The sequence below is a fragment of the Planotetraspora silvatica genome, from assembly GCF_016863315.1.
Classification (GTDB): Bacteria; Actinomycetota; Actinomycetes; order Streptosporangiales; family Streptosporangiaceae; genus Planotetraspora; species Planotetraspora silvatica.
This window is the reverse complement of the sequence record NZ_BOOQ01000053.1, coordinates 70,717-96,637: the sequence shown is the minus strand read 5'-3', so window position 1 is coordinate 96,637 and position 25,921 is coordinate 70,717. Positions and strand designations below refer to the sequence as shown.

The 25,921-nt window shown below is 71.7% G+C and carries 18 protein-coding genes and 2 tRNA genes; 11 read left to right on the top strand and 9 right to left on the bottom strand.

Going from position 1 to position 25,921, the window contains the following annotated elements:
- Position 1 precedes the first annotated feature (1 nt).
- From Psi02_RS34665 to Psi02_RS34655, 3 genes are all read right to left on the bottom strand, one after another.
- Positions 2-1,594, bottom strand: coding sequence for a WS/DGAT/MGAT family O-acyltransferase (locus Psi02_RS34665; protein ID WP_203980081.1), 1,593 nt, complete (start codon positions 1,592-1,594; stop codon positions 2-4).
- Between the two features lie 236 nt (positions 1,595-1,830).
- A complete protein-coding gene (gene polX, locus Psi02_RS34660; protein ID WP_203980080.1) occupies positions 1,831-3,519 on the bottom strand; it encodes a DNA polymerase/3'-5' exonuclease PolX in 1,689 nt (562 codons plus the stop codon).
- Between the two features lie 80 nt (positions 3,520-3,599).
- Positions 3,600-4,574, bottom strand: coding sequence for an aldo/keto reductase (locus Psi02_RS34655; protein WP_203980090.1), 975 nt, complete (start codon positions 4,572-4,574; stop codon positions 3,600-3,602).
- Between the two features lie 177 nt (positions 4,575-4,751).
- Between Psi02_RS34655 and Psi02_RS40455 the strand changes: the two genes are divergently transcribed.
- From Psi02_RS40455 to Psi02_RS34645, 3 genes are all read left to right on the top strand, one after another.
- The gene (locus Psi02_RS40455) at positions 4,752-4,910 is read left to right on the top strand and encodes a hypothetical protein (protein ID WP_239095412.1); all 159 of its coding nucleotides are present in this window, start codon (positions 4,752-4,754) and stop codon (positions 4,908-4,910) included.
- Between the two features lie 51 nt (positions 4,911-4,961).
- A complete protein-coding gene (locus tag Psi02_RS34650; RefSeq protein ID WP_239095411.1) occupies positions 4,962-5,681 on the top strand; it encodes a GNAT family N-acetyltransferase in 720 nt (239 codons plus the stop codon).
- A 311-nt stretch (positions 5,682-5,992) separates the two neighbouring features.
- Positions 5,993-6,382, top strand: a complete 390-nt coding sequence (locus Psi02_RS34645) for a DUF2203 domain-containing protein (RefSeq protein WP_239095410.1) — start codon at positions 5,993-5,995, stop codon at positions 6,380-6,382.
- Positions 6,383-6,394: 12 nt separating this feature from the next.
- On the opposite strand, the gene Psi02_RS34640 is transcribed toward Psi02_RS34645, so the two are convergent.
- Entirely contained in the window at positions 6,395-7,165 is a 771-nt protein-coding gene (locus Psi02_RS34640; RefSeq protein ID WP_239095409.1) for a sirohydrochlorin chelatase, read from the bottom strand.
- A gap of 332 nt (positions 7,166-7,497) precedes the next feature.
- On the opposite strand from Psi02_RS34640, the gene Psi02_RS34635 reads away from it, so the two are divergent.
- The 3 genes from Psi02_RS34635 (at position 7,498) to Psi02_RS34625 (ending at position 10,653) form a co-directional block, all read left to right on the top strand.
- The gene (locus Psi02_RS34635) at positions 7,498-8,376 is read left to right on the top strand and encodes a ribokinase (protein WP_203980077.1); all 879 of its coding nucleotides are present in this window, start codon (positions 7,498-7,500) and stop codon (positions 8,374-8,376) included.
- Positions 8,377-8,445: 69 nt separating this feature from the next.
- The gene (locus Psi02_RS34630; RefSeq protein ID WP_203980076.1) at positions 8,446-9,444 is read left to right on the top strand and encodes a phosphotransferase enzyme family protein; all 999 of its coding nucleotides are present in this window, start codon (positions 8,446-8,448) and stop codon (positions 9,442-9,444) included.
- A gap of 30 nt (positions 9,445-9,474) precedes the next feature.
- Complete coding sequence (locus Psi02_RS34625) at positions 9,475-10,653, top strand: DNA polymerase domain-containing protein (RefSeq protein WP_203980075.1); 1,179 nt, start codon at positions 9,475-9,477, stop codon at positions 10,651-10,653.
- Here the strand turns inward: Psi02_RS34625 and Psi02_RS34620 are convergent.
- The 3 genes from Psi02_RS34620 to Psi02_RS40900 form a co-directional block, all read right to left on the bottom strand.
- Entirely contained in the window at positions 10,629-12,965 is a 2,337-nt protein-coding gene (locus Psi02_RS34620) for an FAD-dependent oxidoreductase (RefSeq protein ID WP_203980074.1), read from the bottom strand. The genes Psi02_RS34625 and Psi02_RS34620 overlap by 25 nt on opposite strands.
- Before the next feature lie 96 nt (positions 12,966-13,061).
- Entirely contained in the window at positions 13,062-14,177 is a 1,116-nt protein-coding gene (locus tag Psi02_RS34615) for an alpha/beta fold hydrolase (protein ID WP_203980073.1), read from the bottom strand.
- A gap of 86 nt (positions 14,178-14,263) precedes the next feature.
- Positions 14,264-17,167 carry a helix-turn-helix transcriptional regulator gene (locus tag Psi02_RS40900; RefSeq protein ID WP_203980072.1) on the bottom strand — a complete coding sequence of 968 codons (2,904 nt, stop codon included), beginning with the start codon at positions 17,165-17,167 and terminating at the stop codon, positions 14,264-14,266.
- 280 nt (positions 17,168-17,447) lie between these two features.
- On the opposite strand from Psi02_RS40900, the gene Psi02_RS34605 reads away from it, so the two are divergent.
- The 4 genes from Psi02_RS34605 to Psi02_RS34590 all read left to right on the top strand — a co-directional run bounded on the left by Psi02_RS34605 (position 17,448) and on the right by Psi02_RS34590 (position 21,999).
- The gene (locus Psi02_RS34605) at positions 17,448-19,652 is read left to right on the top strand and encodes a molybdopterin-dependent oxidoreductase (protein ID WP_239095408.1); all 2,205 of its coding nucleotides are present in this window, start codon (positions 17,448-17,450) and stop codon (positions 19,650-19,652) included.
- A 3-nt stretch (positions 19,653-19,655) separates the two neighbouring features.
- Complete coding sequence (locus tag Psi02_RS34600) at positions 19,656-20,120, top strand: hypothetical protein (protein ID WP_203980071.1); 465 nt, start codon at positions 19,656-19,658, stop codon at positions 20,118-20,120.
- Between the two features lie 115 nt (positions 20,121-20,235).
- Positions 20,236-21,495, top strand: coding sequence for an MFS transporter (locus Psi02_RS34595; RefSeq protein ID WP_203980070.1), 1,260 nt, complete (start codon positions 20,236-20,238; stop codon positions 21,493-21,495).
- 66 nt (positions 21,496-21,561) lie between these two features.
- Complete coding sequence (locus tag Psi02_RS34590) at positions 21,562-21,999, top strand: hypothetical protein (RefSeq protein WP_203980069.1); 438 nt, start codon at positions 21,562-21,564, stop codon at positions 21,997-21,999.
- A 96-nt stretch (positions 22,000-22,095) separates the two neighbouring features.
- Here Psi02_RS34590 and Psi02_RS34585 read toward each other — a convergent pair.
- Positions 22,096-22,170, bottom strand: a tRNA-Val gene (locus tag Psi02_RS34585).
- Between the two features lie 12 nt (positions 22,171-22,182).
- Positions 22,183-22,254, bottom strand: a tRNA-Gly gene (locus tag Psi02_RS34580).
- A gap of 241 nt (positions 22,255-22,495) precedes the next feature.
- On the opposite strand from Psi02_RS34580, the gene Psi02_RS34575 reads away from it, so the two are divergent.
- On the top strand, positions 22,496-25,918 hold the full coding sequence (locus Psi02_RS34575; protein WP_203980068.1) for a phosphodiester glycosidase family protein: 3,423 nt from the start codon (positions 22,496-22,498) through the stop codon (positions 25,916-25,918).
- The last annotated feature ends 3 nt before the right edge of the window (positions 25,919-25,921 follow it).

The window sequence follows — 25,921 nt, the reverse complement described above, 5'->3', positions numbered from 1 at the left end:
GCTAGGCCGGGATCTTCTCCCTGACCGGAGGGGCCTGGCCGGGGACGGCGGCCTCCGGGCTCGTCTCCGCCGGCTTGGCCGTCTTGGGTGTTCCAGGCATCTCGGGCATCTCGGGCGTCTCCGCCGTTTCGGCTGTCCTGGGCTCTTCCTGCTCCCCGGCCAGCGCGAGCAGTTCGTCCATCGCCTCGCGGAGATGGCCCATGATGCTCCAGACGTCCGGGACCAGGGCCGGGCACGCGACGACGCCGAAGTCGAGGCGCCCGTCGTAGGACATGCAGGTGACGCTGATCCCGCCGGTCACGTCGGTGACCACGGACATCGGGTGATAGGAGAGCATCCGGGCGCCGCACATGTACAGCGGGGCCCGAGGGCCGGGGACGTTCGAGACGATGAGGTTGACGCCCGTGCCGGTCATGCCCGCGAGCCGGAACAGCGCCGGCGTCGCCAGAGCGGAGAACGCCGCGGGGAACATCGCGCACACGTCGGTCAGCCAGGTCCTGCGTGACATCGCGAAGCGCCGCTTGGCCGTCGCCATGGTCGAGCGGACGGTGGCCAGCCGCTCCTTCGGGCACGCCACGTGAGTGGCCAGCGGTGCGATCATCGCGGAGATCTGGTTGCCGATGGCCTCGCCGCCGCGAGCCGTGCGGACCGCGACGGGCACGGCCGCGATCAGCGGCCGGTCGGGCAGCGCGTCGTGGGCGGACAGCCAGCGCCGCAGCGCCGACGAGCACAGGGTCATCACGACGTCGTTGGCGCTCATCCCGAACGAGCGGGCCACGGTCTTGACCTCGCTCATGGGGATCGAGCCGTAGGAGAAGGAGCGCTCGGCGGAGATCGGGCCGTTGAACGGCGTGCGCGGGGCGGCGGGGGGCGGCAGTTCGGGCAGCGGCCGGTCGTCGCCCGCGATCCGCCGGGTCAGCTCCGCCATGAGCCGCGCGCCCGGCAGGGCGGCCACGACGGGGATGGTGTCGAGGTCGGCGGCGGCGCGCACGATGGAGCGCAGCGTCTCGACGGGCTGGGTGATCGACCGGGCGAACGCGCCCGCGAGCATCGGCAGGAGCCCGGGCTCCGCGACCGGCGTCACCTCGGGCGGGGCCTCGACGAGGCGCGGCTCGGGAGAGGGGTCGAGCAGCGAGACGAGGATCTCCGAGCCGGAGACGCCGTCGATGGCGCAGTGGTGGACCTTGGTGTAGACGGCCACCCGGCCGCCGGACAGGCCGTGGATCAGGTGCAGCTCCCACAGCGGGCGCCCGCGGTCGAGCCGCCGGGCGTGGATCTCCGCCACGTGCGCCGCGAGTTGCCGGTCGTCGCCCGGCGCGGGGAGGGCCGACTCGTGGACGTGGTCGTCGAGGTCGAAGTCGGGGTCGTCGATCCAGTAGGGCCGGTCGAGCCCGAACGGCAGACCGGCGAGCCGCATCCGCAGCGGAGGCGCCAGATGGATCCGCTCACGCAGCAGGCCGATAAGGCACTGCCTGGTCACGGTGCCCGACGGTGCCGACGACGGGTCCAAAATCGCCATGCCGGCCACGTGGGCGGCCGTCGTGCTGGACTCGACGCTCAGGAACTGCGCGTCGAGTGCCGTCAGCTGGCGCATGGTCATACCCCCTGCTCGCTTCCGGAGTGTGACCATAATGGCGGCAGAGAGTTACCGGGACATTACTCAGGCATCTCCGGGAGATTCCTTCAGCACGACGCGCTCGATCTCGCGTCGTCCGCGAACCGTCCGCCTAGCTGACTGCCGATGACATTCCCCGTTCCAGTCGATGGAATGACCCGTGGTGTCGTATTGGTGTCGTATGGCGTACGTATGACATGCGCAAAGGCCCGCGATCACGACCGGCCGAGGTAGGCCAGCAGGCGCTCCAGCGGCCAGGTGTTGACCACGGCTTCGGTCGTCAGCCAGGCGCGTTGTGCGATGCCGATCCCGAACCTCTGGTGGGCGAGGTGGGGGATGGCGTGGGAGTCGCTGTCGATGGAGAACTTCACGCCGTGGTGGCGCGCGAGCCGTACGAGGTCGGAGGGGAGGTCGGCCCGGTCGGGGTAGGAGTCGATCTCCATGATCGTGCCGGTGCGCGCGGCGGCGCGGAAGACCGCGTCCCAGTCGGCGTCGACCGGCGGGCGCTTGCCGATCTTCCCGGTGGTCGGGTGGCCGATGATGTGGACGTCCGGGTTCTCGCAGGCCGCGATGAAGCGGCGGGTCATCTCGTCGCGCGGCTGGGTGAAGTGCGAGTGGACGGACGCGACGCAGACGTCGAAGCCCGCCAGGACGTCGCCGGGCCAGTCGACCGAACCGTCGGGGCCGATGTTGAGTTCGGTGCCGTGCAGCAGCCGCATATCCGGATATTTGCGTTGAAGGTCGGCGAGCTGGCCGCGCTGTTCGAGGGCCTTGTCCAGGGTCATCCGCTGCATGGCCAGATCCGGCGCGTGGTCGGTGACCGCGTAGTACGCGTATCCGCGCGCCGCGCCCGCCGCCACCATGTCCTCCAGCGAGGCGATCCCGTCCGTGAGGTCGGTGTGCGTGTGCAGGTCACCCTTGATGTCGCCGAGCGTCACCAGGTCCGGCAGCTCGCCGCGCAGCGCCGCCTGGACCTCGCCGCCGTCCTCGCGGAGCGTCGGCGGCACCCATCGCATGCCCAGGGCCCGGTAGATGTCCTCCTCGGTCTCGGACGCGATGACCTGGTCGTCGGCGTCGAACAGGCCGTACTCGGACAGCTTCCAGCCCTTCTTGACGGCCATCTCCCTGATGCGGATGTTGTGCTGCTTGCTCCCCGTGAAGTACACGAGGGCGGCGCCCCACGACTCGGCGGGCACGACCCGCAGGTCGACCTGGATGCCGCGGTCGGTCCGCACCGACGTCTTGCGCTCGCCGTGCGCGATGACCTCCGTGACGTACGGCCGGCTCACGAAGAGCTCCATCAGGTCGGCCGGGCCGACGGCGAGGATGTCGATGTCGCCGATGGTCTCCCGCATCCTGCGCAGGGACCCGGCGAAGGCGATCCGCTCGGCGGGGAGCGAGGCCATCACACGCTCGGCGAGGTCGGTGGCCACGCCGAGGTGGACCCGCCCTCCCGACTGCTCCATCTGCTCGATGCCCTTGAGCAGGTTCTCCTCGGTCTTGGCGCCGAAGCCCTTGAGGCCGGCCAGCCGGCCGTCCCTGATCGCCTGCGCGAGCGCCTCGGGGGAGTCGATGCCGAGCTCCTGGAACAGGAACAGCGCCTTCTTGGGCCCGAGCGACGGGATGCGGGTGAGCCTGCGGACGCCGTCGGGCACCCGGCCGCGCAGGTCGTCGAGCTGGCGGAAGCTCCCTCTGGCGAGGAACTCCTCGACCTTCTTGGCGATCGCCTCGCCCACGCCGGGGACCTTGCGGACGTCGGTCCGCCTGAGGTCCTCGGGGAAGCCCGCGATCGACTTCGCCGCCTTCTGGTAGCTCCGCACGCGGAAGGCGTCGCCGCCCGTGAGCGCGAACAGGTCCGCGTACTCCTCGAGCGCCGCCGCGGCCTCGTCATTCGACCGTCCCATGGAGATCAGCGTACGGCCTGCGCCCCGCCGGCCCGGGGGGATCCCCGAGCCGGGCGGCCGCCCGGGTGGCGGGGGACGGGTCAGAACTGCTGGGGACGGGTCTGGTAGGGCTCGTCGAGGAAGCCGATCTCCTTTTCGGACAGCGTGAGACCCGCGGCCGCGACCGCGTCGTCCACGTGACGTTCCTTCGTCGCCCCGACGATCGGCGCGACGACGCCGGGACGGCTCAGCAGCCAGGCCAGCGCGACCGTCGCGGGGGAGGTCCCGCGTTCCGCCGCGGTCTGCGCGACCCGTTCCAGGATCTCGGCGTCGCCGTACCCGCCGTAGAGCTGCTCCTGGCGCGCCCCGTCACCGACCTGGCGCGAGGTGTCGGCGGGGGAGCCGGCGCGCGCGAGCAGGCCGCGGGCGAGGGGGCTCCACGGGATGAGCCCGACGCCCTGGTCGACGCAGAGCGGGATCATCTCCCGCTCCTCCTCCCGGTGCAGGAGGTTGTAGTGGTCCTGCATGCTCACGAACCTGGTCCAGCCGTTGCGCTCCGCGACGTGCTGCGCCTTGGCGAACTGCCAGGCCCACATGCTGGACGCCCCGATGTACCTGGCCTTGCCCGACCGGACGACGTCGTGGAGCGCCTCCATCGTCTCCTCGATGGGCGTCTCGGGGTCGAACCGGTGGATCTGGTAGAGATCGACGTGATCGGTGCCGAGCCGGGTGAGGGAGGCGTCGATCGCCGAGAGGATGTGCTTGCGGGACAGGCCGTAGTCGTTCCTGCCGCCGCCCATCGGGAAATAGACCTTGGTGGCGAGCACATAGTCGTCGCGGCGCTGGAAGATCTTGCGGAGCAGGTTGCCGGTGATCTGCTCGCTGACGCCCCCCGAGTACACGTCCGCGGTGTCGAAGAACGTGACGCCTCCGTCCGCCGCCTTGCGGACGATCGGTTCCGCGTGCTCCTCGTCGAGCACCCAGCCGCCCCATGTGTCCGGGTCGCCGTAACTCATCATTCCCAGGCAGATCCGGGAGACCTTCATTCCGGTGGAGCCGAGCCGTACGTAGTCCAATATCCACACCTCCTCCGGATATCTCACCACGATCGCGAAGGAGCCGGGCGAACTGTTCCAGACCGAGGACCGGCTCGTCGAGGTGGCGAGCCGGGCGCTGTCGCGACGGCCCCGCCGGCCGGCGCCCGAGGGAATATTCGAGGGCGCGAACCCTGCCGTACGGCGTAGAACTGGCGGATGGGCACATTCGACATCAGGCGGCCGCGCGGCACCGACGCCGCGGCGATCCACGACCTGGTCGCCGAGCATGACACCTCGGTCATCGGCAGGCCGGACATGACCCTGACCGACGTCGCCGACGTGCTGGAGGAGCTCGATCTCGAGAACGACAGCTGACTGATCCACGAGGGCGAGCGGGTCCTCGGCTGGGGCTATGCCCAGCGACAGGTGGACAGCGACAACGTCGAGCTCGACGTGCGGGCGAGGACTCCCCAGGCCGGGGCCCTGTTGTGGGACGCGGTGACGGAGCGGGCGCGGCGGCTCGCGTCCGAGGCGGGTCACGCGCAGGTCCGGATGGACATCGCCGTCCACGAGCGGGACGCCGCGATGCGGGCGGCCGCGAGCGAGCGCGGTTTCGCCCCGGCCACGAGCTTCCACCGCATGCGGATCGACTTCCCCGCGCCCGCACCGGTGTCCGTGCCCGGGACGACCGTGGAGACCGGATCCCCCCATGACGAGGAGCTCAAGCGCACGGCCCACGGGATCCAGCAGGAGGGGTTCGCTCAGCATTTCGGGTTCGTCCCCCGGACGTTCGAGGAGTGGGCCGAGGCGATGGAGAGATCCAGCGCCGGCGACTGGAACCAGCTCCTCGTCGCCAGGGCCGGCGGTGAGCCGGCGGCCATGCTGCTCGGCACGAATCACTTCGTGGAGGACGACGACTGCGGCTACGTCCGGTCGCTCGCCGTGCTTCCGCGTTTCCGGGGGCGCGGTCTCGGCAAACTGCTGCTCGGGCACGCCTTCGCGGCGGACGAGCGGCGGGGGCGGGTGGGGACGATCCTGCACGTGGACTCCAACAACACCACCCCCGCGCTCGGCCTCTATCTGTCCGCCGGCATGCGCCCCGTGCTCGCCATCGACGTATGGCGGAAGGTGGTCGGCGTCTCCTGAGCAGACAGGCGGGACGATTCGCCGGAAACGGCTGTCACGGTGGAGGGAGGTGTGACATATTGCGCCCGGATCGCGGTCGATTACAGGTATCGGCTCCAGGTGTCTATTGCAGGTAGCGGGCGCGGTCAAGTGAAACGGGGGGTCGGCGGGGCGGGGCGGGCGTTTGTTGCGTGGCCCGGCAATTCCTTGACACATGATCTCTGTCGGGAGTACAAACCACCCAGCGCGTCGCATGTAACCGCTTTCTCCGCGGTATGGCGCTTTCCGCCCGTCGAAGCGTTGCCGAGCCCTGCCGAACGTCGCCGAATGAGGTGGACAGGATCTTCACCGTAGAAGAGGCCAAGTCGCTGCTGCCGAAGGTGCTCGAACATGTCCGAGAGCTCGTCACGTTACGTGCCGACCTCGCGGAGCTCTCCTACGACCTGAAGCAGTCCGGGCTGTCCGCCATCGGCGGGATCCCCGAGTCCAAGGCGTTCGAGGCCAGGATGGACGAGATCCTCAGCTGGTTCGCCGCCGAGGGCATGGAGATCAAGGGGATCGCCCCCGTGCTCATCGACTTCCCCGCCGTGCTCGAGGACGGCGTCTCCGTCCGGCTGTGCTGGATGGAGGGGGAGGAGGAGCTGGCCTGGTATCACCGCAGCGAGCTGGGCTTCTCCGGCCGGAGACCCCTCCTGGACGACCACGCGCAGTCGCATGCCTGATCCGGCCGGAGGCTACTCCGCCAGGTCGTCGAAGTCCGGGAGCCCGCCGAGCGTGGCCCCGTAGCGTACGCACACCATCCTGGCCACGGCCTCGTGAGCGCCCAGCGGCGCGGAACAGCCCGCCTCGATCGACTCGGCGGCGGCCGCGATGCGGTCGCCGTCCGCCTCGGGGCCGATGACATAGGGGGCCACGGCCAGCCGGTTGGCGCCGATCTTCCGCAGCCGCTCCGCCGCGTCCCTGACCGTCGGCACGCCGTCGAGAGCGGCGGGCACCACCGGCAGGGTGAGCCGTGCGGCCAGCAGGACGGCGGTGGCGTCGGCGCCGCGCGCCGCCTCGTCGCCGCCCGCCGTCGCGACGATGATCCCGTCGACGGGCGAGGTGACGTTGAACAGCCGCATGCGGTCGGCGCGGGCCAGGCCGGCCTCCGACAGCCGGATGTGCAGCGCCTCGGCGAGCAGCGGGTGCGGGCCCAGGGGTTCGGTGATCTTGACTGCCGCCTCGCTCTGCGTCACGGCGTCCCGTACGGCGCGCAGGACACGCGGATGGGGCCCGGTGACGAGGGGGACGACCACGGCGGAGGGACCCCCGCCGGAGCGTTCGCCGGAGATGGAGGAGAACTCCGTGATGAGGTCGGCGCCGCCGTCGCCGAGCGAGACGATACGAAGGTCGATCTCGGGGTTGTCGAGCATGATGACGGCGGCCACCTCGGTCGCCACGTCACCGGCCTTGCCTGGAACCGCCAGCACCAGCGCGGGGGCGTCGGGCGGCAGGTTCGCCGGCAACGGCCGTCGGTGACGGCCGGTACCCATTCGGGAGGATCGCTCCCGGATAGGGAGCTTTGACGGCTCTTCGTGACCTTCGTTCACATCGGCGGATTCTAGGGCGAATCAGCGCCAATAGCAGAACCAACGCGCGGCTTGTTGCCGACGGGTGATCCTTTCGCGTCCGGCGGCCCCGGACGGGGCACCTCCGTGAGGCGCGGAAAAGGCCGCATCCCGGACAGGAGGGTTCCCGTCCGGGATGACCCGGCGCGGCCGTCATGGGCGGCTCTCAGCCCCGCGCAGGTGCCCACCGGGGCGTGAGAGCCTGGGCGGGCACGTGAGAGGACGGATTGATGATCTCGGTTTTCGGCAGCGCCAACATGGATCTGGTCGCCTACACCGCGAGGGCTCCCCGGCGCGGTGAGACGGTGACGGGCAGGACCTTCGCGACGATCCCCGGCGGCAAGGGCGCCAACCAGGCGACGGCCGCGGCCAGGGCCGGTGCGGACGTCGCCTTCTTCGGGGCCGTGGGGGACGACGCGTTCGGGCCCGTGATGCGGCGGGGGCTGGAGTCGGCGGGGGTGGACGTGAGCGGCCTCAGGACGGTCCCGGGTTCCTCCGGCATCGCCCAGATCGTCGTGGACGACGACGGAGCGAACTCGATCATCGTCATCCCGGGGGCGAACGGCGCCGTCTCCGGCGCCTCGGCGGAGGATCTCGAGGTGATCGGCGGGTCCGACGCGCTCCTGCTCCAGCTGGAACTCCCCATGGCGGCCGTGGTGGCGACCGCCCGTGCCTCGCGGGCGCCTGTCGTCCTCACTCCCTCGCCGGTCCAGGAACTGCCGCGCGACCTGCTGGACGCCGTCACCCTGATCGTCCCGAACGAGCACGAGGCACGGGCGATCACCGGTCTGTCCGATCCGGAGGCGGCGCTCGCCGCGCTGCTGGAGCGAGTGCCGGAGGTGGTCGTCACCCTGGGGTCCGAGGGCGCCCTGTACGGCTCACGCGACGGAGAGCGCCTGCGCGTGCCCGCCGTACCGGTGCGGGCCGTGGACACGACGGCCGCGGGCGACACCTTCGTGGGCGCGCTCTGCGTGGCCCGCGCCGAGGGCCGGCCCCAGGTGGAGGCCCTGCGCTTCGCCGCGACCGCGGCGGCCCTGTCCGTGCAGCGCGAAGGGGCGAGCACGTCCATGCCCGTCCGGGCCGAGATCGACGCCGCCATGGCGGGCTGAGCGGTTTGTTGCTTCGACGGGATTTTGAGAACCTTTGACGTTCAGGTCGCCGGCCGACGGGGGGAACGCATGCGGGTCCACGACCTGTCCGGGGGAGACGACGTCCTCGCCCACGTGGAGACGGTCGCCCGCCGTGCCCTGCGCCGCTACGACGTGGCGCCCGACGCCGCCGTCAGGCTCATCAACGTGTCGGAGAACGCCACCTTCACGGTCGACGGCGGCGGTGTCCGCACCATCCTGCGCGTCCACCGCCTCGGCTACCACTCTCCCGAGGCGATCGCGTCCGAGCTGGACTGGGCGGGGGCGCTGCGGGCCGAGGCGGGCGTGCGCACGCCACGGGTGATCCCCGCACGCGACGGGTCCAGGATCGTCACCGTGGAGACGCCGGGGGCCGACACCCGCCAGTGCGTGATGTTCGAGTTCCTCCCCGGCGGCGAGCCGCCGCACGACCGGCTGGTCGAGGACTTCGAGCCGCTCGGCGCGATCACGGCGCGGATGCACCTCCACGCCCGCGGGTGGGCCAGGCCGCCGGCCTTCACCCGCTTCCACTGGGACCTCGACGCGGCGTTCGGCGCCTCCCCGCGCTGGGGGAGCTGGCGGGACGGCCCCGGCATGGACGCCGAGGCCCGTGCCGTCCTCGCCCGGCTGGAGGCGAGGCTGCGCGACCGGCTGGGGCGGTTCGGCACGGGACCGGAGCGCTACGGCCTGATCCACGCCGACCTGCGCCTGGCCAACCTGCTCGTGGACGGCGAGGCGGGGACCAGCGTCATCGACTTCGACGACTGCGGCATGGGGTGGTACCTCTACGACTTCGGCGCGGCCGTCAGCTTCATCGAGCACGACCCGCGGATGCCCGAGATGATCGCCTCCTGGGTCCGCGGCTACCGGTCCGTGGCCGATCTTCCCCGCGTGGACGAGGACGAGATCTGGACGTTCGTCATGTTCCGCCGCCTGCTGCTGGTCGGCTGGATCGGCTCGCACTCCGCCGCCGACATCGCGCGCGAGCTCGGCGCGGGATACACCCGCGGCACCTGCGAACTCGCCGAGAGGCATCTCGCAACCCCGTGATCATGAGGCGGTGCGACGTATCGTGGCGGCATGACGCTGGAGGTCGACGGCAGGGAAGTGAAGATCACCAATCCTGACCGGGTGGTCTTCCCGCAGACCGGGCACACGAAGCGGGACCTCATCGCCTACTACCAGGTCGTCGCCGAGGGCGCGCTGCGCGGCGTCGCCGGCCGGCCGGTGATCCTCAAACGGTTCGTCCACGGCACCGACCAGGCGGCCTTCTTCCAGAAGCGGGCGCCGTCCAAACGGCCGGCCTGGATCGAGGTCGTCGAGCTGAGCTACCCCTCGGGCCGCACGGCCGACGAGGTGGTCATGCGCGACCTCGCCCACCTCCTGTGGACGGTCAACCTCGGATGCGTCGACCTCAACCCGCACCCGGTCCGCGCCGGGGACCTCGACCATCCCGACGAGCTCAGGATCGACCTCGACCCGGTGCCGGGGATCGAATGGGAGCAGATCCTCAGGATCGCCCTCGTCGCCAGGGACGTGCTGGAGGAGCACGGCCTGACCGCCTGGCCCAAGACGTCCGGCTCCCGCGGTTTCCACGTCTACGCCGCCATCGAGCCCCGCTGGGACTTCCGGGACGTACGGCGGGCCGCCGAGGCCGTCGCCCGCGAGGTGGAGCGCCGGGCGCCCGGCATCGCCACGAGCCGGTGGTGGAAGGAGGAGCGCCAGGGCGTCTTCGTCGACTTCAACCAGAACGCGCGGGACAGGACGGTGGCCTCGGCCTACTCCGTCCGCCCCACGGGCCTGGTCTCCACACCGCTCGGGTGGGACGAGGTCGAGGGGTGCCGCCCGGAGGAGTTCACGATGGCGACGGTGCCCGACAGGTACGGCGAGGCCGGAGATCCGTGGGCGGGCATGGAGCAGGCCGCCGGCTCGCTCGAACAGCTCCTGGAGCTCGCCGACGCCCAAGGGCCGCGGCCGACGGCGCCCAAGGGCACGGGACGCCGCACGCCCGTGATGCCGCTGATCGAGATCGCCCGGGCGGAGACCAGGGACGAGGCGATGGCCGGCTTCGAACGCTGGAAGGCCCGGCATCCCGAGGTCGCGGAACGGCTCGAACCCGCCGACGTCCTGGTCGACTCGATGCGCGGGAGCAGCACCAACTGGACGCGGATCCGGGTGAACCTCCAGCACGTCCCCGAGGACGAGCGGCCCGGCCAGGAACCCCTCGAAGTCGACTACGACCCGTGGCGCGGCCGGTAGATCTCCCACAGTTCGCCGAGGAAGAACCCGCAGAAGCGGGCGAGCGAGGAGGGCCCGTCGGGGCCCGCCGTACGGAACGTCGTCAGCATCTTGACCAGGTCGGTGGGCAGGATGTGCAGCGTGCCCGCGGCGATGGCCTTGGCGTCGTCGTCCGCGCCCTCCTCGACGTGGCCCTCCAGCAGCCGGGCGTACAGCGTGGAGGTGTCCAGCCACAACCGGGTGGGCGGGCCGTGGTGGACGTCCTTCCACCCCGCGAGAGTGCGCGGCCGGTTCTCCGCGTCCCAGAAATGCAGCCGGTAGCGCATCTCCCTGCGGTCGGGCGAGTCCCCGGGCACGAACAGGTTGAACCAGCCGCGGGTGACGGGACGGCGCCCTCCGCACATCTCGGCCTCGACCCATCCTTCGGCTCTGGCCTGGTGCTCCGGCTCGGTGAGGAAGCGCTGCACGTCGTCGGCCGTGATGGTGAGGCGGAACATGAACTGGCCCGCCTCGGACGTGCCCATCCGCGAGTGCGGATCGGATCTGCCCACGGCGAGGGACCCGCGCATCTCCTCGACGAACCAGAGCGACGTCGGGTCGCCGGGGGAGCCCGCGTCCCATGCGGGCACGGCCGCCTTCGCCCGCGGTACCTCCAGGGCGGCGGTCCGCCGGTTCTCGAGGATCCGCGTCGACATGCGGTCGGACAGGGCGGCGATCGTGAGCGCCGGGTTGGCGCCGACCGGGCCCGGCATGGCCGCGCCGTCCGCGATGTAGAGCCCGGGGTGGCCGAAGACCTCACCGTAGGCGTCGCAGACGCCCTCACCGGGATGGCGCCCCATGGGGGCGCCGCCGAGCGGGTGGACGGTCATGACGCGCTTGCGCCGCCACGACGGGCTGTCGGCGTATTCGGCGCCCAGCACGTCGCTGATCCGCCGCATCGTCGACCGCACCCGGTCGAAGTACTCCTCGCTCGTCTCGGCCGTCCAGACCACGTCGAGACGGCCGTCGCGCAGCCGGAGCTCCCCGTCGGGCACGTCCCGGCCCATCCCGAGAAGCGGCAGCGAGCTCCCGGACAGCTCGCCGGGGCCGATGAGCCCGGCGATCTCCGCGGACAGGTTGGTGTCGTGGGTCACGATCCCGCGCAGCCGCTCCAGCAGGAAGCGGGCGGCCCTGCTGAGCTCGCTTCCCACGCTGGCGCCCTCGACCAGGAAGTCGACGAACGACGGGTAGCCGCCGTCCTCGATGTAGGCCCCCCGGCCCTCGTCGCCGTCGGCCAGCCGGATGGCGCTCGTGATGACCGGGCCGCGGCTCGCGTTGATCGGCCTGGTCCTGGTCCGGTCCTTGGCGCGAAGAAGGAAGGACAACATGTCACCGTTGCCGGAGTACCGGGTGCCCAGCGCCTCGCTCAAGTGAGGGAACCTCGCCCGGTTCTTCAGCAGCAGCGAGGTCGTCCCGTACGTGCCGGCGGCCAGGACGAGACGGTCGCAGCTGATCGTGTGCGGGCCGGTCCACCGTTCCCGGCGCGGTCCGTCCTCGTTCTCCGGGCGCGGCATGTGCTCGACGTAGTCGACGTCGTAGCCGCCGCCGACGCTGGGCCTGATGGCCCGCACCTCGTGGAGGGTGCGCAGGTCCGCGCCGTTGCGGCGGGCGGCGGCCAGGTAGGTGTGGTCGAGGCTGTTCTTCGCCCCGTCGTTGCACCCGATGTCGCACTCCCCGCACAACCGGCACGTACGGCGCGGCACCCCGTGCGCGTTGCCGTACACGGGGTCGACGATCGGCAGCCCGAGCCCGGGCTCCGCACCCGGCGAGGGGGCGAAGCTGACCGCGAGGGGCGGCAGCCGCCAGTCGAGCCCCAGTTCCGCGGCGGCGTCCCGCATCGCCAGCGTCTTCAGCGTGTCGTCGTAACCCGGATGCCCCAGCGGGTACGGCGTCGCGCCGATCATGCGCTCGACCACGTCGTAGTGGGGGTCGAGGTCGGCCCGGGTCACCGGCCAGGACTCGTGGCCGCCGCCGGGGAGGGGCTCGTCCCGGACGAACCAGCTCTCCTCCTTGCGCAGCAGCACGTTCGCGTAGATGAGCGAGCCGCCGCCGAGCCCGCTGGACACCACCGAGTCGCAGTCGCGGAAACTCCACACGTCGAACAGGCCGTGCAGGCCCTCGCGCGGGTCCCAGAAGGCCTGCCCCAGCTCCGAGGGGCTGCGCGGGAACGAGCCCGGCGGGTACGGCCTGCCGCGCTCGAGCACCACAACGGACAGCCCCGCCTCGGCGAGCCGGTAGGCCGCCACCGCGCCGCCGAACCCCGAGCCGACCACAACCGCGTCGACGTGTTCCATCTCTTCGCTTTCCGTCTCGCCCCGTGAGTCTGTGTGACCGTGTGACCGTGTGGCCGTGTGGCCGTGTGGCCGTGTGGCCGTGTGGCCCGTGCCGGTCTAGTGCCGCTTGATGAAGTCGAGGATGTGCGGGAACACGTCCAGGTGCGCGTCCTTGCCGATCAGCGTGTCGATGTGCCCGTAACCGGGCACGACCCGCAGTTCGTGCCGTCCGGGCGCGGCTTCGGACAACCTCTCGTGGCACACGATGTTGGAGTCGGTGAAGACGTCGTTGTGGTCGCCGGTCATGAACAGGATCGGCGTCGTCACGTCGGCCGCCGCCGCCAGGTAGTCCTCCGGCAGGTCGTCGTGCCGGTGATCCCCGGGGTCGAACCTGACCGCCTGCCCGGCGGCCACCATCTTGTGAACGTGCCGGTAATAGTGGAGGTCGCACGCGCCGTTGAGGTCGGCGAGGCGCTCGTGCAGGTGGGTCTCCGGCCGCAGGTTGCCGTGGCGGTACATCGCGGGTTTGCCGCTGCCCCACATGAAGCTCTGCATGTGGCAGGCCGGCTCACGGCACTCGGGGTGGAGGAGCGAGACCGCCCGGGCCAGCAGCCACCTGCGGGTGAGCGGCGGCGCGTCCTTGAACCGCGGATCGAGGTAGGACAGGCCCGTGCCGTACTCCATCAGCACGGGCCCGAAGGACAGCTTCACCCTGGACCACCGGTGCACGCGTGGTGTCAGCGCCACGCTGTTGGCGACCAGGCTCGCGATCCCGTCGACCGCGCCGGCGAACAGGCTCATGCTGAACGACACCGACCCGAGGCAGTGTGCGACCACGTGTATCCGCCGCGCCCCCACGTGGCGGCGGAGTTCACGTAGTGCTGCCGGGTAATCGAAATGGGCGATGTCGTCCAGCGTGTGCCTTCGAGTCTCGACGTTGTACGGGAACCGGTTGCTCATCCGGAAGTCCAGTGCCCATACGTCGCCGAAACCGTTCTCATGCAGGAACCCGACCAGATTGGTGTGCTCCGGCATGATGAACATGTCACTCGACGAGGTCAGGCCATGGATGAGCAGGACCACGTCGTCCGGCGTCCCCTCCGGCGCCGGACCTCCGCCCCGGCGGAACCGGGTCAGCGTCAGCCCCAACTCATCCTCGGTGGCGAACGGATGGACCGAGACCTCGGCTTCCCGCACGCCGTCAAGCGTGAACCGGGGAATTCGGTGTTCCATCTGATCGTCCTCCTTGGCCCACGGCAACGATCCCAATCCGGCCATGTCCGGCGGCATCGTGGAAAACCCGTACTCGTGGTGAAACGTCAGTGACGCCGGTTCAGTGCCGTGGCCACGCCCACCCGGGACGACACGTCGAGCTTGGTGAAGATGCGGGACAGATGGGTCTCGATCGTCCGCACGCTGAGGAACAGCCGCTGAGCGATCTGCTGGTTCGTGAGCCCGTCCGCGACCAGGCGCGCGACCTCGAACTCCCTCGGCGACAGCCCGAGATCCCCGGCGTCCCGGCCGGCGCCGGACGCGCTCGCCGCGCCGCTCACGCGGACGCCGAGGCGGCGCAGCTCACGGTCGGTCTGCGCCTTGAGGCCCCGCGCCCCGCACGCGTCGAACGCGGATGCGGCCGACCTGAGGTTGTCGCGCGCCGAGCTCTTGTCGCCGGCCTCAATGTGAGCGAGCCCGGCCGTCAGCAGGGCCCGGCCGGCGTCGAGGTCGCGCTGTCCCTCCGACAGGAGGCGGGCCGCCTCCTGCGCGGCGGACGCCGCGGCCGCCGGATCCTTGTCCCGCAACGCGTGGGCCCGGGCCAGGGGGACGATCCCGGACGTCACGGCCAGCCCCCGATCCTCGAGCTGTGCCGCGCGCGCCGCCCACGCCATCGACTCGGCCTCGTCGCCGCGAGAGGCCGCGACCCGCGCCAGCACCTCGCACGACGACGTCAGCGTCACCCGGTCGAGCCGCGGGGACTCGAACCGGTCGCACGCGTCGAGGACGGCCTCGACGCCCTCCTCCAGGCGGCCGGCGTTGATCAGCGCCTGCCCTCGGGCGTAGCGGGCCTGGGCTCCCCACACCTCGCCGCCTCCGACACCGCGCTGGACGGCCTCGTTCCCGGCGAGCAGGGCGGCGTCGTCGTCACCCGCCCACGAGGCGGCCAGGCAGACCTGGGTGAGCGCGAAGACCAGCTGCTGCCCCGAGTCGAGCAGCCGGGCGCCCTCCACGGACTCCTCGGCGGTGGCCATGGCATCGGCCAGCCGCCCCATCATCACGAGTGTCTTGGCCCGTCCGGCGAGCAGGTTGGTGAGGATGTAGCTCTGGCCGGTCGCGCGGGCCACCTCCGCCGCCCGGTCGAAGTGGCGCAGCGCGTCGCCGTACCGGCCGAGGTTGATCTCGGCCCAGCACAGCCAGGCGATGGCGTCGAGCCACTCCGCGAGATGGTCGTCGGGGACGGACCCGAGGAGGCGGTCGGCCGCCTGGGCGTATGCGACCGCGTCGGCGGCGCGGCCCGCCGCGTAGGCCGGCATCGGCCGAAGCGCCGCCACCGCCACGGCGAGGCCGGGCTCCCAGTCCTCGGCCGCGTCCGGCATCAGGTCGAGCACGGCCTGGGCGGCGCGGAAGTCGACGCGCATGAGGCTCTCGGCGACCAGCCGCATGCGCAGCGGCACCGCGGCCGCCGACCGCGGGTTGGGCATGCGGCTCAGCTCGTCGAGGAGCAGGGCGCGGGCCTCCTGCGGGCGGTCGAGCTGGCGTTCCATGAGCGCGCACACCCGCGCGGCCCGGCCCCGGCGGGAGTAGTCGTCGCCGGGGAGGAGCCGCAGCAGCTCGCGCGCGGTGTCACGGCCCTCGGCGAGCCGTCCGCTGACGCCCTGCGCCCAGCTCAGCTCCATCAGCAGGGCCAGGCGGTCCTCGCGCGTCGTGTGGTCGTCCGGCATGAGCCGCAGCGCGGCCTGCAGCCAGTGGGCCGACGTGGCGGGCGCCTGCGCGATCACGGCGCGGGCGGCCGCGAGCAGGACGCCGACGGCCTTCTGGTCGCCGAAGGAACCCGAATGCTGGACGTGGTGGGCCTGGACGGTGGACGGAGCGCCCAGCTCCGCCAGGTGGGCGGCGATCCTCGCGTGCGCACCCACGCGCCAGCCGGCCGCGGCCGACTCGTAGGCGGCCCAGCGGACGAGGGGATGCCTGAACCGGAAACGCCCGTCGCGGGTCCTGACGATGTCCCGCTCCACGAGTTCGTCGATGGCGGCCAGCGCCGTGGCCTGGACCACCTCGGCCGCCACGGCGGCGATCGCCGGCTCGAACTCGTCCGCCGCCACCGCGGCCGCCTGCGCGACCCGCAGCGCGTCGGGGGACAGGACGCCGAGCTCGACCTGGAGCATGGCCAGAACGGTGGGCGGCAGCTCCCCGATCTCCGTCTGGTCCATCCGCGCCAGCGCCTCGAGGTAGAACGGGTTGCCCCCGCTGGCGTCGTACAGGGCTCTGCCCCGGCTGCGGGCGACCTCGGGGCCGAGGAACTGCTCGACCTCCGCCTGGCTGAGCGGGCCGACCGTGACCTCGTGGCCGCGCGGTCCCGCCGCCGCGACGAGGGTGGCCAGCCGCGGCGGGGCCTGCGCCGGGCGGTAGGCCGCCGCCACCAGGACGGGCCCGTTCGGCGGGTGCCGGACGACGTGGTCGAGGAACTCCATGGAGCTCTCGTCGGCCCAGTGGACGTCGTCGAGGATGAGGACGAGCCCCTTGGACCCGGCCAGCGCGTCGATCATCTGGCGCAGGGCGCGGTAGAGCCGGTAGCGGGCCAGCCCGCTTCGGTCGTCGCCGATCGTCTCCCCGGTGTCCTGCGCGGCCAGCGCCGGGAACACCCCGGCCAGCATGGCGGCCTGCGCGGCTCCCACGGTCTCGATCACGTCGGATCGCCGGGCGTCGATGTGGTCGTCGAGCGCGTCCACCAGTGCGCTGTACGGCATGACCTGCTCGTACTCGGCGGCCCTTCCCCACAGCGTGGTGAACCCCTGCTCGGCGGCCATGGTCATCAGTTCGGAGAGCAGCCGCGTCTTGCCCGCTCCCGGGTCGCCCACCAGCGTCAGGAACCGGAAGCCGTCGCCGATGCTCAGCGCGCCGCGCAACATGTCCAGCGCGTCCTGCCGTCCGACCAGAGGCCCTGCCGGACTGCCTGGCGCAGGCGTGGGAGAGCCGGTCACGGCCGGCGTGGTCGTACGACCGTCCATTCCCACCCCACAGCGATGCGGAGACGCCCGAGGTCCCGCTCGCTCGCGCCGACATTCCTCAGTAAACGCACCTTACAGATCATGCTCCCCCCACACCGGACACACAACGTCATTAACCCCCTATGGAAATTATTCGAAAAGAAACCGGTCAGTTCCTCCGTTTCCGGGGTCAGCGTTGCACTGCGGGGTACGAGCAGCCTCGTTCGCGCAGGTAGTCGGAGCCGTGTTGGACCCGTGCTGGAGCCATGTCGGAGCTGTCGCGTGACCGCGGAGGTGCCAGGTGCCGGAGCCGATCACCGATCACGGGGGAAGGCGCACGCCGTACGGACCTCCGGGTGGGGTGGAACGGCTCGCCGCGGCACTGCCGGGACGACTGCGCGACGCGCTTCCCGCTGAGATCGGCGTCGGCAGCCCCTGGCCGGTGCGGGTGGACACCTACCTGGACGAGGGCGTCACCGAGGCCGACGTCGACGTCTGGGTCCAGAACGTCTCCGCCGTCCAATCCAGTGGCGACGCGCTCGACATCGCGGTCCGGGACGGCAGGATCGTGGGCGTGCGCGGCCGCGGGACGGACCGCGTCAACCACGGCCGGATCGATCCGCGGGACCGGCACGGCCCGTCCACGGCGGACGGCGGCACCCGGCTGACCCGCCCGATGATCAGGGAGGGCGGCCGGCTGGTCGAGTGCGACTGGGACACGGCCATGGGCAGGATCGCCGGCCGGTCGAAGGAACTGCTCGACGCCCCCGGAGGCTGGGGCCGCCTCGGCTTCTACACCGGCGGCCGGCTGCTCCTCGAAGAGCACTACACGCTCGCGGTGATCGCCAAGGCCGGGATCGCCACACCGCACGCCGACGGCAGCACGCGTGTAGGCGACGCCACGGCGGCCGCCGCCCTCACGGCCAGCTTCGGCGCGGACGGCCAGCCCGGCTCCTACACCGACGTGGACCACTGCGACGCGATCGCGTTGTGGGGGCAGGACATGGCCGAGTCCCGGGTGGTGTGGGAGCGGATGCTCGACCGCCGCCTCGGCCCGCGCCCGCCCGCCATGATCGCGGTGGATCCGCGGGAGACCCAGGTGGCCAAGGAGGCCGACGTCCACCTGCCCGTCCGCTCCGGCACCAACGTGGCGCTGATGAACGCGCTGCTCCACGAGCTGATCGCCGGCAACCGCTACGACGCCGCGTACGTGGCCAGGCACACGCTCGGCTTCGCCGAACTCTGCCGGGTCGTCGAGGCGTACCCGCCCAAGCGGGCGGCCGAGATCTGCGCCGTCCCCGCGGCCCTGATCGAGCAGGCCGCCGAGATCCTCGGCTCGTGCGAGCGGCTGGTGTCGACCGTCCTGCCGGGCTTCTACCGGTCCAACCAGGCGACGGCGGCGGCCTGCCAGGTCAACAACCTCCACCTGCTGCGCGGGATGCTCGGACGCCCGGGCGCGGGCCTGTTCCAGATGACGGGCCGGCCGGCCGGCCAGCACGCACGGGAGACGGGCGCGAGCGGCGAACTCCCGGGGATGCGCAACTGGGAGAACCCGGACCACGTGCGGGAACTCGCCGAACTGTGGAACGTCGATCTCGCGGCCATCCCGCACTGGGGGCCGCCGACGCACGCCATGCAGATCTTCCGTTACGCCGAGCAGGGCTCGATCCGCCTGCTGTGGATCTCCGCCGCCGACCCGGTGGTCTCGCTGCCTCACGCCGACCGGGTCCGCAAGGTCCTCGGGAGCGAGGAGTTGTTCCTCGTCGTCCAGGACCTCTACCTGACCGAGACCGCCCGGCTGGCCGACGTGGTCCTGCCCGCCGCGGGCTGGGGCGAGAAGCCGGGCACCGTCACCGGCGCCGACCGGACGGTCCACCTCTGCGAGCAGGCCGTGGAACCGCCCGGGGAGGCCCGGGCGGACCTGGACATCTTCCTCGACTACGCCCGCCGGATGGAGTTCCGCGACAGGGACGGCGCGCCCCTCATCGGCTGGCACGACGCGGAGTCGGCGTTCGAGGCGTGGAAGGCCTGCTCGAAGGGGCGCCCCTGCGACTGCACCGGCATCACCTACGACCGGCTGCGCGGGGGCAGCGGCGTCCAGTGGCCGTGCACCCCCTCGACGGGACACGGCGCCGAGCGCCTGTACGCGGGCGGGCGGTTCGCCACCGACCCCGGCGTCTGCCAGAGCTTCGGGCACGACCTCGCGACAGGCGCCGAATGGGGCGCGGAGTGCTACTGCGCGAAGGAGCCCCACGGGCGCGCCTTCCTCCACGCCGCGCACTACGAGCCCTCGTCCGAGGCGATCGGAGACGGGCGCCCGCTGTACTGGGACCCGGTCTCCAAACAGCCGATATACATCGTGGCGGCATACAGCGTGGCGACGGTGCCGGTGACGCTCGACGCCGTCCCGGACACCGAGACGATCGAGGTCGGCGGAGCGGGAGGAGGTGCTGAGGCGGACGGCGTCGTGCCTGTTGAGGTCTCCCAACGGCTAGAGGAGGTATGAGCGATGCACCTCGCCCACTACCTGCGACTGCTCCACCGGTCCCAGACCGCGCTGGCGGAGGCGTTCCGCGAGATCAGGCGCGGCCACCCCCACGAACCCGACATGTACGGCGTCTGCGAGCGCCTGGCCGTACAGTGCCGTGACCAGGCCAGATGGCTGGAACCCTTCGTCCGGCGCTACGAACCGTGGACGTCGCCGTCCCCGGAGCCGGAACGGCTGCACCAGCCGCTGTTCGCGGGGACCCGGCCCGGGGGGCTCGGGCTGCTGCGCGACCTGCACGACCTCTACCTCCTGGCCACCGAGTGCGACATCGCCTGCGCGATGATCGCGCAGGGCGCGCAGGGAGCCCGTGACGACGAGTTGCTCGACGTGGTCCGCCGCTGCGGAGGCGAACTCGCCGTGCAGTTGTTGTGGTTGCGCACCCGGATGCGGCACGCCGCCCCGCAGGCCCTGGTCGTCGCCTCCTGACCCCGTTCCGGAGCCCGGCCCGCGTCCGGGCTCCGCGACGCGACCGTTGCGATTCAGGGCCGCCCCGCCTACCGTGGACGCCGCCGGAACAAGATCCTGCGGAGGGGAAGCCGGGTTGGCGGGGGACGAGGGGGCAGAGGTCCCGGCGCCGCTGCGGGCCAACCGCGGTTTCCTGATCTTCCTCGGGGTGCAGACCCTGTCGGTCGCCGGCGACTCCTTCTCCGCGGTCGCGCTGCCCCTGCTCGTCTTCCACGCGACGGGGTCGGTCACCCAGATGGGGCTCGTGACGGCCCTGGCGGGAGCGGCGGCCATCCTCGCGGGCCTGTTCGCCGGGATGCTGGCCGACCGGGTGGACCGCCGCCGCCTGCTGATCGCCTGCGACGCCGTCCGGGCCGTCCTCTACGCGGTCATCCCCATCGCCTGGCTGGTGTCGCCGCGCATATGGCTGGTCTTCCTCGTCGTGCCGCTCGGGGCGGCCATCGGCATGGTCTTCGACGTGACGTACGTCGCCGTGGTGCCCGCGCTGGTCGCCGAGGGCCAGGTCATGAAGGCCAACAGCCATCTCTACGGCACGTACGCCGCGGCGAGCGTCGTCGGCCCCGCGCTCGGCGGCACGGTCTCCGCGCTGCTCGGCCCCGCCGCCGCGATCGGGATCGACGCGGCGAGCTTCGCCGTCTCCGCCATCGGCCTCTGCCTCGTGCGCCCGCGTGTGCGGGCCGCACCGGCCGAGGCGCCCGCCGCCGAGCGCGGGGGAGCCCTGCGCGACTTCCTCGCGGGCGCGCGGTTCCTGTGGCGGCACCCGGTCCTGCGGGCGCTGACGGTGCTGCTCTCGGTCCTGACCTTCGTCACGTACGGCATGTCCGACGTGCTGATCTACCACCTCAAGCACGACCTGGAGCAGCCCGACTCCGCGGCCGGGTACGTGCTGGCGGCGGCGACCGCCGGGACACTGGCGGCCGCCCTCCTGGCGCCCGCCCTGCGCAGGACCATCGGGTTCGGCCCGCTGTGGATCGGCTGCTACGCGCTCTGCGGCGTCGCCGTCGCCGGGATCGGCTTCGCGGCGAGCGTCCCGGTGGTGGCGGTGCTGGCGACCGTCTTCCTCTTCTGCACCGCCGCGGCGGGGATCTCCTCCATGTCGCTGCGACAGGAGGTCACCCCCGACGCGCTGCTCGGCCGGGTGACATCGGCCTTCTGGACCGTCCACTCGGCCCTCGGGCCGCTCGGCGCCGCCGTCCTCACCTGGGCGGCCGCTCAGCACGGCGTGGCGGCGGCGTGCCTGGTCGCGGGGCTCGTGTGCGTGGTGATCGCCGTGGGAGCGACGCTGACGCCGGTGCGACGGCCCCGGCCGGAGGGCCTCGGCACCGAGACCGGGTGATCTCGTGGTGATCTACCCTGGGACGGTCGGCACCGAGGGTCGGCACCGAGGAAGGTTACGCACCGCATGAAGCGTGGAAGGCTGCTGGGGATCGTCATGGCCGGGGGCGTCGCCGCGACGGTCCTGGTGATCGCGACACCGACACACGCGGGACCCGGGTGCGGGACGCCGTTCAACGGATTCGACATCAGCGCGGAGGTCAGGGAGACGACCCGGACCCTGCCGACCTCACAGGGCACGCGAACGCTCAGTGTCCAGCTCGTCAACGGCCGCGTCTTCGACGAGTCCCGAGCGGTCATCGCCGACGGCTACCGGCCGGGAGACCTCGTCTGGATCGAGCGATCGTACGACGAGAAGCAGACCCGGACCCGGTGCGGGCCGTTCAGCGCGTCCTCGTCGAACGAGCAGGACAACATCGGCGCCTGGATGCGCGCGTGCGCCTCCACGAAGGAGGGCGGCGTCGCCGGAGGGGTCTGCACGCGCTGGTACTTCGACCACGACTGACAACTACTGACCACGACTGACAGGGACCTGCCGCGACCGGAAGTGCCCGCCCCGAGAACGGCGAAAGCCCCCGGTGATCCCGGAGGCTTTCGAATGTGGTGGGCGATACTGGGATTGAACCAGTGACCTCTTCCGTGTCAGGGAAGCGCTCTCCCGCTGAGCTAATCGCCCGTGTTCACTGCGAGCGGAAGACGGGATTCGAACCCGCGACCCTCACCTTGGCAAGGTGATGCTCTACCACTGAGCCACTTCCGCGTTGTCACGAGATGAATCATTCGCGACGCTCCGCTAACTCTAGCGGACTCGGCGGCGTCCCGGCGCCATCGCGTCCGGGGAGCGCGCCTCGCCCGCCCGCGCCAACCACTGCGCAACGCCCGGGATTTCCGCCGGATCCGCTGAATGATGTTCCTCGTGATGTCATCGGGAGGTCATGGGAGATCCTCTGGACCGGTGCCGCACCTGTCTACCTTCAGGCCGTCGTCCTTGGAGGTAGAAGATGCGGAGATTCGCGCGCGCACTCGCCGTCGCCCTGGTCGTCGGTGTGCCTGTGCTCGCCGGCGGCACCGGAGTCGCCGCCGGGAAGACACAGGTCCAGCTCGCGTCCGGCGGGCAGACGGCCGGTCACGGTCAGGGGAGCGGCCCTGGTTACGAGACGGCCGTCCCCGGCGAGTCCGTCGAGGCGGACCGGACCGACAAGACGATCGCGCCCGGCATCAAGCTGACGTCGTTCGACACGTTCGGGCGGGACGGCTGGATGCGCGCTCACGTGCTCAACGCCGACCTGTCGGATTCGCGGGTCGACGTCGGTCTGGTGGGCGGCAAGCTGACCGAGACGCGGCCGTTGTCCAAGTCCGCCGACGCTCAGGGCGCCGTGGGCGCGGTCAACGGCGACTACTACGACATCAACCAGACCAACGCCGTCATCGGTCCCCAGGTCAGGGCCGGCGAGCTGAGCAAGGCGACCACTCAGGCGGGCACGGTGGCCGCCATCGGTGAGGACAAGGTCGCGCGGCTGGCGAACGCCCTGCTGGAGGGCACCGTCACGGTCGCCGGAGCCGCCCACCCCGTCGCCTCTCTGAACTCGGCCTCCCTCCCCGCGAACGCGGTCTCGGTGTTCACCGACCAGTGGGGGCCCGGTCTGCGCACGCTGATCCCGCACTCCGGCGCCCTCGTCGAGCTCGTGGTGACCGGCGGCGTCGTCAGCGCGGTGAACCAGACGGTCACCACGACACCGGTGCCGGACGGAGGGCTCGTGGTCGTCGGCCAGGGCAGCGCGGCCACCCCGTTGGCCGCCGCCGAGGTGGGCGACCCCGTGACTCTCGACGTCGGCCTGCGGACCGACTCCCCGGCCAAGCTCCGCACCGCTCTGGGCAGCGGCGAGGTGCTCGTCAGGAACGGCGCCCCGATCGACTTCCCGCCGTCCACCGGCAACGACGCGCCCAAGCCGCGCACCGCCATCGGCTGGACCGATGGAGGTCGCCGCCTCCTCCTCGTGGCGGTGGACGGCTCCGCCAACTTCTCCGCCGGCCTCAGCTTCGACGAGACGGCCAAGCTGCTCGTACGGCTCGGCGCGCGGGAAGCGTTCATGCTCGACGGCGGCGGCTCGTCCGACATCGTCGCGAGGACCCCCGGCGACGGCGGCGTCAGCGTGGTCAACACGCCTTCTGACGGTGGCGAGCGGCCGATCCCGAGCGGCGTCGGCCTCTTCACGAAGAAGGGTTCAGGGACGCTGAAGGGCATCGACGTCCGTACGGCCGCCGGCCGCGTCTTCCCCGGCCTCACCCTCGACGTCTCCGCCGCCGGGTACGACGAGTCATATGCTCCGGTCGCCTTCGGGCGGAACAAGGTCCACTGGGACGCCGGGCGGCTCGGCACGGTGCGCGACGGCGTCCTGCACGCCGGGCGTCCGGGTGAGGGAGACGTGGAGGCCGAGGCCGGCCGGGCGCACGGCAGGGCCGATGTCCGCGTGCTGGGCGACCTCGCCTCCGTGAAGTTCAGCGCCCCGAGCCTGACCCTCGACGCGGGAGGTTCCGGCACCGTCCGGATCACCGGGTTCGACGCCGACGGCTTCGACGCACCCGTGACCGCCCGCGACGCGGACCTGTCGTACGACTCGGACGTGGTCAAGGTGGAGCCCCAGGATGACGGCTCGCTGAAGGTCACCGGGCTTGCGGCCGCCGACGGCACGGGAACCGCGATCACGGTGACCGTCCAGGACAGGGTCGCGAAGCTGCCGGTCGCGGTCGGACTCAAGCACGTCACGCTGGCCGAGTTCGGGTCCGACGAGGGCTGGGGCGTCTCGACGGCCAAGGCCAAGGCGTCGGTGGCGGCCGTGAGCGCCGCGGACCGGCCGGACGCGCCCGCGGGCAATCAGGCGGTGGCGCTCACCTACGACTTCAGCGGCACCACGGGCACCTCCGCCGCGTACGCGGTCGCCAAGCCCGCGCCGCTCACGTTGCCGGCCGGCGCCAAGCGGCTGGGCCTGTGGGTGTACGGGGACGGCAAGAAGCACTGGCTGCGGGCCACGTTGCGCTCGCAGGGGACGACGAACGTGCCCTTCACCTTCGCCTCCGTCGTGGACTGGACGGGCTGGAAGTGGGTGGAGGGCGCGCTGCCCGCGGGCTTCTCCGAGCCGATCACGCTGACCAACGTCTACATCGTCGAGACGTCCGACCTGGTCAAGGACGCCGGACAGCTCAAGTTCGACGCGCTCACCGCGCTGGTCGGGCAGGACCTGTCGGCCGATGTCCCCGCCGTTCCCGACCCCTTCGTCCTGGAGCAGGACGACGTCGGCAAGCAGCGGTGGCGCTTCGCGATCATGTCGGATCTGCACGTGGGAAGCGCCGGGGGGCCGGCCTCGTTCGCCGCGCAGCAGGCCGCCGCCGCGCTGAAGCAGGCCGTCGCGGCCAAGCCCGACTTCATCGTGATAAATGGCGATTTTGTGGACAACAATGCGCCGGCCGACTTCGCGCTGGCGCAGCAGATCCTCACGGCGAACGTGCCGGCGAGCCTCCCGGTCTACTGGACCCCGGGCAACCACGAGTCGGGAGCCACCGCCACGGGGACGCTCGACAACTTCCTGGCCACCGGACGGCCGGCCCAGCAGGTGTTCGACCACAAGGGCACCCGCTTCATCCTGCTCAACACCACCCTGGGGGGCCTGCGGGCATCGGACTGGTCGCAGGTGCCGCGACTCCAGCAGGAGCTGGCGAAGGCGGCCGAGGACCGCTCGGTGAAGTCCGTGGCGGTCGTCTTCCACCATCCGCTGCACGACCCCAGCGGCGCCGGGGCCTCGCAGTTCTCCGACCAGCGGGAGGCCGGCCTGGTGGAGGAATGGCTGGCCGGCTTCCGTGAGAGCGCGGGCAAGCCGGTCGCGCTGTTCACCGGCCACGCCCACACGGCCGCCGCCGGAAGGGCGGACGGCGTGCTCGAGGTCACCACCCCGGCGGTGGGCAAGACCCCGTACAGCTCCGCGGACAAGGGCGGGTTCTTCGGCTGGGACCTGGTCGGCGTGGATCCCACGCCCGGCAGGATCCAGAGCGGCCTCCCGAGCCCGGACTCCCGCGACTGGCTGACCGCGCGGGTGAACCCGCTGATCGACAAGGTGTCGCTCGCCGTCCCCGGCATGCTCGCCGCGGGCGCCTCCGCAGAGGTCTCGGCCACGGGGACCAACACCGCCTTCGGCCTGACGTTCCCCCTGCGGTATCCGGCCAGCGTGACGTGGAGCGGCGACCGGGCTCTGGCCGTGGTCGAGTCGGCCGGGCAGGTCAAGGCCGCGGCGCGGCGTCACGGAGTCGTCGCCGTCCTCGACCTGTCGTCCGGCGGGCTCACGGCCGTACGGCCGGGGCAGGCCATGATCACCGTCTCCTCCGGCGACCAGTCGGCGTCGGCGACCCTCACCGTCACCGCCTCCCACTGACAG